Source organism: Psychroflexus sp. MBR-150 (genome assembly GCF_053628795.1).
The window spans coordinates 12,553-25,316 of the sequence record NZ_JBRJHB010000007.1; the positions used below are offsets into that span (position 1 = coordinate 12,553).

Here is a 12,764-nt window from a genome sequence, read left to right on the forward strand (position 1 = left end):
AGGTTAATAATTCTATTAAAGATTTTCAATGATAATTCTCTTGAGCCACGAATGCACGAATAATTTTGAACTCATCCTTGTATAAGTGGTTTTTAAAATACAAATACTTATAATGATTTGTAAAATCTAAATCACCAATTTGGTCAACTTCAAACAAACAATTTTATACTTCTAAACTCACGTAAGAATCATTTTTAGAGGGTAGTTCGGTTTCTCCCATCAAATATTGATCCACTTCTCTGGCGGCTTCTCGACCTTCTGAAATGGCCCAAACCACAAGAGATTGCCCGCGGCGTGCGTCACCAGCAGCAAATATTGATGGATTTGAGGTTTGATAAGACTTAGCTTTAACCGTTCCAGCTTGAGTTTGCTCAACATCTAAACTTTTTAAAAGTTGATTTTCTGGCTGAGTAAAACCAATAGCTAATAATGCAAGTTCACAGGGAATAAGGCGTTCTGTGCCTTCAATTTCTTGCATTTGTTGGCGACCAGCTTGATTCACCCATTCAATATCCACAAGTTTGATATGTGTTAGCTTGCCTTTTTCGCCTATAAATTCCTTAGTCAACACACTCCACTGGCGCTCGCCACCTTCTTCGTGAGAGGATGAAGTTCTGAGTGTCATTGGCCAATTTGGCCAAGGATCTTGTTCTGTTCGGCTATTAGGTGGTTTAGGCATAAGTTCTAATTGCAATACCGTAGCTGCAGATTGTCGATGCGATGTACCAATACAATCTGAACCTGTATCACCACCTCCAATAACTACTACATTTTTACCTTTTGCTGAGATTTGGTCTTCAATATCTTGTCCTGAGACTTTTTTATTTTGCTGAGTTAAAAAATCCATAGCAAAATGAATCCCTTCTAAATCTCTACCAGGAATGGGCAAATCTCTTGGCACTGTTGATCCTGTGCAAATGACAATGGCATCAAAATCTTCTTTAAGCTCGTCAGGGTTGATGTTTTTACCTACTTCAGCATTTACTTTAAAACGAACACCTTCATCGTCCATAATTTTTATGCGACGCTCGACCACCCATTTTTCGAGTTTAAAATCGGGAATACCGTAGCGCAAAAGTCCACCTATATTAGATTCTCGTTCAAAAACCGTTACCCAATGTCCAGCTTTGTTGAGTTGGTCAGCGACAGCTAAACCTGCAGGACCTGAACCGATAATTGCTATTTTTTTATCCGTGCGTTGCTCAGGCGGATCGACTTTGATGAAACCTAATTCATGTGCTTTTTCAGCTATGGTTTTCTCAATATGTTCTATCGCCACGGGTGGTTTGTTAATCCCTAAAACACAGCTGGTTTCACATGGTGCTGGGCAAATTCTGCCTGTAAATTCAGGGAAATTATTAGTTGAATATAAAATTGAAGTGGCTTCTTCCCAATTTTCTTCGTGCACTGCTTCATTAAACTCGGGTATGATGTTGCCAAGAGGACAACCCGAATGGCAAAACGGCACACCACAATCCATACATCTTGCCGCTTGGGTTTTGGTTTTTTCTACAGGGAATTCTTTATAAATTTCTTTAAAATCACCAACCCGTACTTCTGGCGGTCTTGTTTCTGGTAATTCTCTATCGTATTTTAAAAATCCGTCTTGTTCTTTCATTAGGCTACTATTTTTTCCTGTCTCTTTTCCTTTTTTGATTCTAAAATTCTTTTGAAGTCGTGTGGTATAACCTTAATAAATTTGAGTTTAAAGTTTTCAAAATGGTCTAAAATATATTTTGCTTTTTCACTCTTGGTAAATTGATAATGATTTTTAATCAATTCCTTAAGCTCTTCAAAATCTTTATCTTTTGGTTGTTCTAATCCAACCAATCCTTTATTACATTTATTTTCGAAACTGTCATCATCGTCTAAAACATAAGCGATTCCGCCACTCATTCCAGCGGCAAAGTTTTGTCCAGTTTGTCCTAAAACCACAATACGACCACCTGTCATATATTCGCATGCGTGGTCGCCAACACCTTCTACAACGGCTTTTACACCGGAGTTTCGAACGCCAAAACGCTCACCAGCCATGCCATTGATGTATGCTTCACCAGAAGTTGCACCATAAAATGCCACATTGCCGATTAAAATATTTTCATCAGCTTTAAAGGTGGAATTTTCAGGCGGATAAATAATGAGTTTGCCGCCAGATAAGCCTTTTCCGAAGTAGTCATTAGACTCACCCGAAACTTCAAAAGTGATACCTTTTGCCAAGAATGCGCCAAAACTTTGACCAGCAGATCCACTAAATTTATAATGTAAAGTATCGTCATCAAGTCCTTTGGCTTTAAATTTCTTACTAACTTCATGAGATAAAATAGCACCTACGGAACGATTGATATTGATGATATCAAATTCGGCTTTTAAAGGTTGAAGATTTTCAAAAACGGGCTTGGCTTTTTCTAAGAGTTTCCAGTCCAAAACCTCATCCATTTCATAATCTTGTTCAATTTGTTTGTAAACCCCGATTTGTTCTGGAATATGTTCCTGATATAAAATTGGACTTAAGTCTAAATCTTTGAGTTTCCAAAACGGTACATCTTTTCTCACTTTCATAACTTCAGAATGACCAACCATATCATTGATGGTCCTAAAGCCAAGTTGTGCCATGATTTCTCTTAAATCTTGAGCTAAAAATTTAAAATAATTTACTACATGGTCAGGATTACCTGTAAAGAGTTTACGCAGTTCTGGGTTTTGAGTAGCTACGCCTACCGGACAAGTATTGGTATGGCATTTACGCATCATAATACAACCTTCAACTACCAAAGTCGCTGTAGAAATTCCCCATTCTTCAGCGCCAAGTAAGGTTGCTATAGCGAGGTCTCTTCCTGTTCTAATTTGACCATCGGCTTGAACGGTAATTCGACTTCTCAGGTTATTTTTAACTAAGGTTTGATGTGCTTCAGATAAGCCTAATTCCCAAGGTAAACCCGCGTGTCTAATAGAAGTTAAAGGAGAAGCTCCTGTACCGCCATCGGCACCAGAAATCAAGACGACATCGGCGTTGGCTTTAGAAACGCCTGCGGCAACTGTGCCAACACCAGCTTGTGAAACCAATTTAACATTCACACGAGCATGTCGATTGGCATTTTTTAAATCAAAAATAAGTTGAGCTAAATCTTCAATAGAATAAATATCGTGATGCGGTGGTGGAGAAATCAAACCTACACCTGGTGTGGAATGTCTAACCCGACCAATCCATTCATCAACTTTGTGACCTGGCAGCTGTCCACCTTCGCCAGGTTTTGCGCCTTGTGCCATTTTAATTTGAAGTTCGTCAGCGTTGGCGAGATAATAACTGGTTACGCCAAATCGTCCTGAAGCGACTTGCTTAATGGCAGAACGCTCCCAATCGCCGTTGGGCTTGACTTCAAATCTGGCTTCATCTTCGCCACCTTCACCGCTGTTGCTTTTTGCTCCAATACGGTTCATAGCAATGGCCAGTGTAGAATGGGCTTCATGCGAAATAGAACCAAAAGACATGGCACCTGTGGCAAAGCGTTTCATAATGTTTTCGGCGGGTTCGACTTCAGCTATGGGAATAGGTGTTCTTTTTTTAAATTCAAACAAACCCCTTAAGGTCAAATTGTCCTTGAGTTGGTCATTGATTTTATGAGCAAATTTTTTGTAAAGTGAAAAATCATCTGTTCGTGTAGAGTGTTGAAGCAAATGAATGGTTTCTGGATTAAACAAATGTTTTTCTCCGCGTTGCTTCCATTGGTAAACACCACCAACTTCTAATTTTTGATTGGTTTGTTTATGAGTTGGGAAGGCGTGTCTGTGTCTAACTAAAACTTCCTTAGCTAAGCCGTCAAAATCAATACCGTCTATTCTTGAAATGGTGCCTGTAAAACACTTTTCAATAACAGTTGAATGTAATCCAAGTGCTTCAAAAATCTGTGCACTTTGATAAGATTGCAGGGTACTGATACCCATTTTAGATAAAATCTTAAGAAGTCCATAACCAATAGCCTTTTGATAATTCTCAATAGCTTTTTCTTTAGATAAACCAGATTTAAGTTTTCCTTTATCGTGTAAATTTTCAATTGAACGAATGGCTAAATAAGGATTAACGGCACTTGCTCCATATCCAATTAAGGTGGCAAAATGGTGAGTTTCTCGCGTATCACCAGATTCCACAACGAGTCCTGTTTGTGTTCTTAAGTTTTTTCGAACCAAATGTTGATGTATGGCACCAGTAGCCAGTAAAGACGGAATTGGTGCAGTGTTTTTGTCGATGCCTTTATCAGAAATGATCAAGACTTTTTTGCCATCGAGTGTAGCTTTTTCAGCTTCGAGGCAGATGGCATCTAAACCTTGTTTCAATCGACCAGGTTGGTTATCCGCTTGGAAAACAGCTTTGATAAATGCGTAATCAAAACCTTTAGATTTCAGATGTTTAAATTTTTCAATATCAGCGTCGGTTAAGACTGGTTGAGAAATATGGATTTGCTTGGTATGTAATTCGGTTTCATCTAAAATATTTAAACTTTCACCAACCCGAGTAAAAAGTGACATGACCATACGTTCTCTAATCGGGTCAATTGGCGGATTGCTCACTTGAGCAAAAAGCTGTTTAAAATAATTTGCTATGTGCTGACTTTGCTTACTTAAAATGGCTAAAGGCGTATCTGCACCCATTGAGCCAATTGGTTCAGTGGCACGTTCGGCCATATCTGATAAAATAACTTTGAGTTCTTCAGAAGTATAGCCATAAGCCCGTTGACGTTTTAAAAGCGATTTATCAGAAAGCCGTTTTCTGTCAAATTGTGGTTTGGGTTGTAGTCTGAGTTTTATTCTTTGGTTGATGATCCACTGATAATATGGTTTATCTTTTACAATATTATTTTTAATTTCATCATCATATAAAATCTTTTTTTGATTCAAATCTGCCAAAATCATACGACCAGGTTGAAGTCTCCCTTTTTTAATAATGTCTTTTGATTTTATAGGTAGAGCACCAGCTTCTGAGGATAAAATCAATCGATTGTCTGATGTCACGCAATAACGTGCAGGACGAAGCCCGTTTCTATCTAAAGTAGCACATAGACGTTTGCCATCTGTAAAAATTAAGGCTGCTGGACCATCCCAAGGTTCCATAAGCGAGGCGTGATATTTATAAAAGGCTTTTCGTTCTTTGTCAATTGACTTATTATCTTGCCAAGCTTCAGGAACAATCATCATCATGACATGTTCAAGAGGTCTGCCTTCAAGCACTAACATCTCTATAATGGCGTCAAGATTAGCTGAGTCTGAATGTTCTGGATTGGTTACGGGTAATAGTTTTTGAAGCTCGTCATCGCTAAAGACTTTAGATTTAAAGTTAGCTTCTTTAGATTTCATTTTAGTAACATTGCCACGGATGGTGTTGATTTCGCCATTATGGGCTATAAAATGAAAGGGTTGAGCCAATTTCCAGTTCGGAAAAGTATTAGTCGAAAATCTAGAATGCACAATAGCAAAAGCACTTTTAAATTTGGGATTTTGTAAGTCTTCATAATAATGTCTAAGCTGATTGGTTCTGAGTTGACCTTTATAAATAAGACTGCGACAAGACAAACTACAAACGTAAAAGGCTTTGTTGTTGGCTTTAATCTCATTACCTATATAATGAGATGTGTAGTTTCTTAAGACAAATAGTTTACGCTCTAACTCAATTTCAGTTAAATCACCTTTTGCTTGAATAAATACCTGTTTTATTAAAGGTTCAACAGGTTTAGCACCGACACCAGGGATTTTTGAATCAACGGGAACTTTTCTGTAGCCTAATATTTCAAGATTTAGATCTCGTGCATTTTTTTCTAAAAGATCTAAACACTTATCGGCTACTGATTTTATTTTAGGTAAAAATAACATTCCAATACCTAAAAATTTTTCAGGATTACCTTTTAAATTAGCATCTTCTAAAAGAAGTTTTTTAAGATTGTGGTTAATTTGAATTAAAATACCTGCACCATCACCTGTTTCTGGGTCAGCTCCAGTTCCGCCACGATGCTCCATATTTTCTAGCATTGTGAGTGCATCTGCTATGGTTTTGTGGTTTTGTTTGCCATCAACATTAACAATTGAGCCAATACCACAGGCATCATGTTCATATTCAGGTTTATATAAAGAATTATTTTTCATTTATAATGCTAACTTTAATGTTAAAAATTTAAGCAAAATTATGAAAAATAGTATTTAAATTAGATTATATATTGTTAAATCATTTTATATTTAATAAATAAATAAAATATAAGCAATTAAATTAAAATATATGAAAAAATAAAAGTTTAAATGAAATATTCTTAATCTGATATTCCTTTTTGTATTAAACTTATTGCAAATCCGCCACCTTCTTTGAGCTGTATGGTTTTTGTCATTCCTTTATTAATCTCAGCTGATTTTATTGAAATGGCAGTAGGGTTATTTTTATAATGTGCACTTTCAGCATCTTGATAAAATGTCGCTTTGTAAGTTTTCCCGTCTTCTAAAAAATCAAAATTAATAGTGATTTCTCTGGCATTTTCATCGGTAATTCCGCCAACAAACCAATTGCCTGTTTCACGTTCTTGACGTGCAATGGTGACATAATCACCGACTTCGCCATTTAGGGTTATGCTTTGTTCCCAATCAACGCCAACATCTCTTATGAATTGAAAAGCAGGTTGATTTTTATAATTTTCAGGCAGATCAGCAGCCATTTGAATCGGGCTGTAAATGACAACATATAGTGCCAATTGCTGAGCCAATGTAGTATTGATTTGATTGTCTGGTTTTGTAGGCAATTTGATATCAAAAATACCTGGTGTAAAATCAATAGGACCAGCCAACATTCTGGTAAAGGCTACAATAGGCAAATGTTCTGGTGGATTACCGCCATCTGAAGCCCAAGCGTTAAATTCTTGACCACGAAGTCCTTCCCGAGAAACTGCATTGGGGTAAGTTCTTCTGATGCCAGTAGCTTTGATAGGTTCGTGAGCATTGATAGCCACTTTGTATTTGGCTGCGGTTTCTACAACTTTTCGATAATGATTAACCATCCATTGACCGTGGTGATATTCGCCTTTGGGAATAATTTTTCCAACATAACCTGTTTTGACGGTATGCATTCCCATATCATTCATCAACTGAAATGCCTTGTCTAATTGTTTTTCATAAGTTCTTGGTGCTGCGGAAGTTTCGTGATGCATGATGAGTTCTACACCTTTACTTTTGGCATAATCTGAAAGCTCTTGGATGTCATAATCAGGATATGGAGTTACAAAATCAAAAACCCCTTCACGGTCTTGAAAGCCAATCCAGCGTTCCCAGCCAGTATTCCAACCTTCAATTAGAACGCCTTTGATGTTGTTTTTTGCAGCAAAATCGATATAGCGTTTGGTGTTTTCTGTGGTTGCACCGTGCTTGCCGTGAGCTTGTCCAGTATCAACCCATTGTCCGTTTTTGTTCATCGTCATTCCATAATCCCAAGTAGCTTTGCCAACGTGCATTTCCCACCAAATACCGACGTATTTTTGAGGTGTAAACCAGTTGACATCGCCAAGTTTGTTTGGTTCATTGAGATTGACAATCAAGTGTGAGTCTATTAAGTCTTTAGCTTCATCAGCAATTTGAATTGTTCGCCAAGGCGTTTGTATCGGTAAGTTTCTGTAAACTTTGTAGTTGGTTCGGTCTGAACCAACAAGTTCGCTTGTCAATTTATAAGTTGTAGTGTCAACTTTTAGGGTCATTCCTGCGTAATCAGTTAAATTAGCTTCGTGAAAACTCAGGTGAGTGCCATCTTCCATACGCATTGTTACAGGAGTATTGACCGCGTTTTCTGGAATATGAGTTTGAGCTAAATTGTCATCATTGGCATAAGATTTAGCGTTAATTTCAGATAGTTTTGATGTGCTGTAAAGATGTTCATAGATGTCCCAATCACCTGGAATCCACCAAGCAGTATGATTGCCTGTGAGTTGAAATTCTGTGTTTTCATCTTTTATGATAAGGCTTTTTAATCCGTCTTGTTGAGGAATTTCATAGCGAAAAGCAATACCATCATCATAGGCTCTAAAGTATAAGTTGAGTTTTTGTTTAGAAGAATTTTCTAATTCAACTTTGAGTTGGTTGTAATGATTTTTGACCAGTCGTTGTTCGCCCCAAGGCATTTCCCATTCTTCATCAACGGTATTTTCAACCGTATTTTTAATAGAAAAAGGCTCTGTAAACACGTTTTTATTTTTAAAATCAAAACCTAAATTAGATTTGTCAATAATAAGTTTGTCGTTGTGTTTTACCCAATATTGTGGAAGTCCATTTTCAGTTAAATCAAAAAAGATTGTATTAGTTTTAGCAGGTGATTTGAGGTTAATAATTTTTGGGTTGTTATTATTTTGACAAGATATCAAACTCATAACAAATAAGATACAAAAAAAACTTTTGACGGAATGCATAGAATAAATTTTAGTAGTGCAATATACTCAAAACAGTTCTGATTTAATTTTTTTTGAACAGTTTTTTTAGTCTTATTAGACAGTTTTTTTAGTCTTATTAGCCTTATTTATGCTGTCTAATTCCATTAAAACTGAGGATGAAAACCCCGACAAAAATATGTTTTCATTGGCTATTATCCTTTAATGCATAATTTGGGTTTAATAAAACTTCAAATTATGTCTCAGGGTAAAATACACAATATTTCTGCTATAGAAGTCATCGCCTGTTGACTTTTGTTGAAACCAATTCATATAGCCTGTTTCGATTTGAAATTTGTCATTTATTTTATAATTTAAACCAGCAGAAAGTCGGTTTTGATCAAATACATTACGCACGATCTTGTCTCCAATATTGATATGTATTTCTTCTAAAAGATTAGCGGTAAATTTTTCATTGATGTTGTAAGCCAAGCCTAAACGCATTCTAAGTCTGTAGTTCGTAAAGTTGTAAGAGCTATCATCGGGCGGTTTTTTGTATCGCCATTCCAACTTCAAACGACTTAGAAAGCTAAATTTACTGTCAAGTTTATGCCTGTAATTCACAGCGACTTGTGGTCTTAGTTCTTGTTGACTTTCTGTGAAATCGGCATTAGGATCTTGTGGTAAGGTCAATTCAAAATACATCATTGCAGCGGTAAATGAAACATTATCACTCAGCTTGTAATTAGCTCCAATACTCGGTAAAAAATGATGTTGCCTAAATGGAAACATATACATACGTTCTTCAACATCAAAAAAAGGCGTCCATTTTTCACTCACATGGAAATTCAATAAATACCGTGTCCACAATAAGTTTTGTGGTTCTACATTTTTTTGTTGTGCCGAAAGTTTAAAACTGAATAATACGAAAAATAAGCAAACTCCAATTGGTTTAAGCATAGCTTAAAATTTAGAACCACAAAATTAAGGTTTTATGGCAGAAGTAGTGGATTGATTCCTTGCAGATGTGTTTCAAAATATGACATTAGGCAGTTTTTATCTAAAAATGCTTTGCCTTGAATATCAATATCAACAAATAAATTATTAGGATTTAATTTTAAATAAGCCTTGAGATAATCTTTTGACAAAGGCTTATAAGAATAGTGCCAAGGTTCGTATTTAAAACCTGTGCGATGATAATTATTGGTGTAAACTAAATAAAACCCAAATTTGTGGGCATGAGTTTGCATCCATTCGTGAAGTTTACAATAAACGCCGTTGCCGTGATAATTTTGGTCTAAAAGTAAATCGCCATTTGGTTTTTCAACATTGGCATCAACAATATCTATATCGGTTCCCCAATGATGGCGAGACGTGCCTGGAATAGTGGAGTAGGTGATGATTTGTTTTATAATGTCTTTGTCAGATAAATTTTGCTTTTGATATTGTTTGTATTTTTTATTCCAGATTTGTAATTGCCGATTAAAACTTCTAAAACCAGAAGCAATTTGTATGTCAATACCTTCTTTTAATGCTGCTTCGCGCATTTCAACAAATGGCTGATATGCTGTTTTGTGCATAATTTTTGAGGTGTTGAGGTAAGGATTATGTTTTCCTGTTAAAAAAGCTTGACTTGGATTTTTAATTAAATCTTGAATAGGCAAAACACTCCACCCAAAACCTGCTAAAACATTGAGTTTTATAAAATCAATCCTACGCATCAACGAGTGCTTTATACATTAAAATATGTGGACCTACATCAGGAATTTCAAAGGTTTTGCCTATTGTTTTATAGCCGTTTTTGCTGTAAAAAGGTTTAGCTTTTATTCTAACGTTACACCAGATGGTTTTTATTCCTTTTGAACCTAAAAATTGTTCAGAATGTTTTAAAAGATGTTTACCAATCTCTTTGTTTTGATGATTTTCTAAAACGGCCATTCCGCGAAGTTGGTAGCTCTGATCATCTTCAATTTTAGTATTTGACTTTAACATCAAACTTACACAGCCTGCAATTTCATCATTGAAGTAAGCTGCAAAATGAAAAGTATCAGATAAATTATCACCTTGAAAATGACAAGTAGATAAGGGTTTGCCTTTTCTTAACACTTGATGTCTAATCGGTATAATAGATTGGACATCCACCTGATAAATTTCAGTATTCAAAACTTACTTCATCACTTGGTCAACAATACCGTAATCTAAAGATTCTTGTGCATCCATCCAATAATCTCTGCTGAAATCTTTCATCACTTTGTCAAAGGATTGACCGCAATTTTCAGCGAGAATTTTTGCACTGAGTTCTTTGGTTTTCAAAATTTCTTTGGCTTGAATCTCAATATTTGAAGCTTGACCTTGAGCACCGCCGAGCGGTTGGTGAATCATCACTTTGGCGTGAGGCTGAATGTAGCGATGTCCTTTTTCGCCAACAGACAATAAAATAGAACCCATAGAAGCTGCTAAGCCTGAACAAATGGTATGGACTGGGCTTTTTAAGCTTTTTATAGTATCGTAAATAGCAAACCCATCGGTTACGAAGCCACCTGGGCTATTGATGAAAAGTTGAATAGGGTCGTGACTTTCTAAGTCTAAATACATCAAACGATCAATGATGTATTTGGCACTTTTGCCATCAACTTGCCCGTTGAGAAACACTTTACGCGTTTCTAAAAATTTCATATCGATTAGGTCTTGAACCTTTGCCGTTTTCTTCGTCATATTTTCTTTTTTTAAAACCGCTAAATTAACATTTATCCCTAAAATAGAATAGCGTTTAAGGGAGTTTTAACCCAAATTATGCGTTGGTGCATAATCCTTAATATAACCCTGACAAAAATGCTATTGATTGAGCATTTTTCGTCATTATTTAATAGGAAATTTCCTATTAAATAATTCGGGTTTAATGTTATTTTTTGTAGGCAATAGCTTTTATTTCGATGAGCAAGTGCGGATGAGGTAATTGATGCACAGCAACTGTAGTTCTTGTTGGGCCATTTTCATAATCAAAGAATTGAGCATAAACTTCGTTGTAGCCTTTAAAGTCGTTCATATTAACTAAAAACGACGTGATATCAACCACATCTTTTAAGCTGGCACCTTCTTCTTGTAAAATGTCATCAATGTTTTGGAGCACGGCACGGGTTTGTTTTTTGATGTCTAAATTGGTGGTTCCCATCTCGTCAACTTCTACGCCTTCAAAGGTGTTATCTGGTCTTCTTGAGCTTGTGCCAGAGACGTAAATAAAATCACCAACCCGTTTGACGTGTGGGAATTTTCCTCGTGGTTTAGCCTTGCCTTTAATTACTTTACCAATCATAATTTTGATATTTTACTGTTGTTTCTTTTCCCATTGCCAAGCATCTTTGAGGGCGTCAGCCATACTGCGTTTGGCTTTCCAGCCTAATTCTTTTTCTACTTTATCGGTATCAGCATAAGCTGTGGTAACATCTCCAGGTCTTCGATTAGCTATTTTGTAGTTGAGTTTTAGGTTATTGACTTTTTCAAAGGTTTTGATAACATCTAAAACAGAATTTCCTTTACCTGTGCCAACGTTAAAGACATCATAACTTTTAGCATGATTTTGGTCTAACAGTTTTTCTAAAGCAATTACGTGAATTTCAGCTAAATCCATAACATGAATATAATCGCGGATACACGTGCCATCTTCAGTAGGATAATCATTGCCAAAGACCGATAAAACTTCTCTTTTTCCAGCTGCGGTTTGTGTGACGAAAGGTACTAAATTTTGTGGAACACCAATGGGTAATTCACCAATTAATGCAGTTGGATGTGCACCAATAGGATTAAAATACCGCAAAGAAATGGCTTGTAAATCAGCACCGCTGTTGATGTAATCTAGAATGATTTCTTCGCCGATTTGTTTGGTATTGCCGTAAGGCGAATTGGCTTTTTGAACTGGTGCATTTTCGGTAATAGGAAGTGTTTTGGCTTGGCCATAAACGGTACACGATGAGCTGAAAATGAATTTAGGTTGATTTATTTTACAGCTTTCTTTGAGTAAGTAAACTAAAGCCGCAACGTTATTTTCATAATAATCTAAAGGTTTTTCAACACTTTCACCTACTGCTTTGAATGCGGCAAAATGTATGATGCCTTTGATGTCAGGCTGCTCATTAAAAAACTGGCTTAAATCTGATTTGTTTCTGATGTCAATTTGATAAAAATCGGGGGTTTTTCCTGTAATTCTAGTAATGCCTTCTAAAACATCGAGGCTTGTGTTTGATAGATTATCAATGATAACAACTTCGTAGTTTTTTTCTAATAAGGCAACAACAGTATGTGAACCAATAAAACCTAATCCGCCAGTAACTAATATTTTCATGTTTTGAATTTTAAAAATACAAATTAAGAGTTTTTCTATGAAAT

At 36.1% G+C, this 12,764-nt stretch carries 9 protein-coding genes; all 9 read right to left on the bottom strand.

All coding sequences use genetic code 11. From position 1 onward, the window contains the following. Positions 1-163 precede the first annotated feature (163 nt). On the bottom strand, positions 164-1,618 hold the full coding sequence (locus tag ACSSV5_RS05420; protein WP_454245075.1) for a glutamate synthase subunit beta: 1,455 nt from the start codon (positions 1,616-1,618) through the stop codon (positions 164-166). Then, positions 1,618-6,132, bottom strand: a complete 4,515-nt coding sequence (gltB, locus tag ACSSV5_RS05425; RefSeq protein ID WP_454245076.1) for a glutamate synthase large subunit — start codon at positions 6,130-6,132, stop codon at positions 1,618-1,620. The genes ACSSV5_RS05420 and gltB overlap by 1 nt, the downstream gene beginning before the upstream one ends. A gap of 161 nt (positions 6,133-6,293) precedes the next feature. After that, a complete protein-coding gene (locus tag ACSSV5_RS05430) occupies positions 6,294-8,384 on the bottom strand; it encodes a glycoside hydrolase family 97 protein (RefSeq protein ID WP_454245077.1) in 2,091 nt (696 codons plus the stop codon). Between the two features lie 237 nt (positions 8,385-8,621). Further along, a complete protein-coding gene (locus ACSSV5_RS05435) occupies positions 8,622-9,341 on the bottom strand; it encodes a DUF2490 domain-containing protein (protein ID WP_454245078.1) in 720 nt (239 codons plus the stop codon). Between the two features lie 32 nt (positions 9,342-9,373). After that, positions 9,374-10,102 carry a M15 family metallopeptidase gene (locus tag ACSSV5_RS05440; protein WP_454245079.1) on the bottom strand — a complete coding sequence of 243 codons (729 nt, stop codon included), beginning with the start codon at positions 10,100-10,102 and terminating at the stop codon, positions 9,374-9,376. After that, positions 10,095-10,544, bottom strand: a complete 450-nt coding sequence (locus ACSSV5_RS05445; RefSeq protein WP_454245080.1) for a GNAT family N-acetyltransferase — start codon at positions 10,542-10,544, stop codon at positions 10,095-10,097. The genes ACSSV5_RS05440 and ACSSV5_RS05445 overlap by 8 nt, the downstream gene beginning before the upstream one ends. Before the next feature lie 3 nt (positions 10,545-10,547). Continuing rightward, entirely contained in the window at positions 10,548-11,096 is a 549-nt protein-coding gene (locus ACSSV5_RS05450) for a ClpP family protease (RefSeq protein ID WP_454245081.1), read from the bottom strand. 187 nt (positions 11,097-11,283) lie between these two features. Next, entirely contained in the window at positions 11,284-11,694 is a 411-nt protein-coding gene (locus ACSSV5_RS05455; protein ID WP_211065746.1) for a RidA family protein, read from the bottom strand. 12 nt (positions 11,695-11,706) lie between these two features. Then, positions 11,707-12,720, bottom strand: a complete 1,014-nt coding sequence (gene galE / locus ACSSV5_RS05460; RefSeq protein WP_454245082.1) for a UDP-glucose 4-epimerase GalE — start codon at positions 12,718-12,720, stop codon at positions 11,707-11,709. Between the last annotated feature and the right edge of the window lie 44 nt (positions 12,721-12,764).

Excerpts from the sequence above, each read along its gene's own strand:
- ACSSV5_RS05430 (WP_454245077.1), bottom strand. The coding sequence starts at position 8,384 with ATGAGTTTGATATCTTGTCAAAATAATAACAACCCAAAAATTATTAAC.
- ACSSV5_RS05440 (WP_454245079.1), bottom strand. The coding sequence starts at position 10,102 with ATGCGTAGGATTGATTTTATAAAACTCAATGTTTTAGCAGGTTTTGGG.
- ACSSV5_RS05455 (WP_211065746.1), bottom strand. The coding sequence starts at position 11,694 with ATGATTGGTAAAGTAATTAAAGGCAAGGCTAAACCACGAGGAAAATTC.
- ACSSV5_RS05450 (WP_454245081.1), bottom strand. The coding sequence starts at position 11,096 with ATGACGAAGAAAACGGCAAAGGTTCAAGACCTAATCGATATGAAATTT.
- ACSSV5_RS05420 (WP_454245075.1), bottom strand. The coding sequence starts at position 1,618 with ATGAAAGAACAAGACGGATTTTTAAAATACGATAGAGAATTACCAGAA.
- ACSSV5_RS05435 (WP_454245078.1), bottom strand. The coding sequence starts at position 9,341 with ATGCTTAAACCAATTGGAGTTTGCTTATTTTTCGTATTATTCAGTTTT.
- gltB (WP_454245076.1), bottom strand. The coding sequence starts at position 6,132 with ATGAAAAATAATTCTTTATATAAACCTGAATATGAACATGATGCCTGT.
- galE (WP_454245082.1), bottom strand. The coding sequence starts at position 12,720 with ATGAAAATATTAGTTACTGGCGGATTAGGTTTTATTGGTTCACATACT.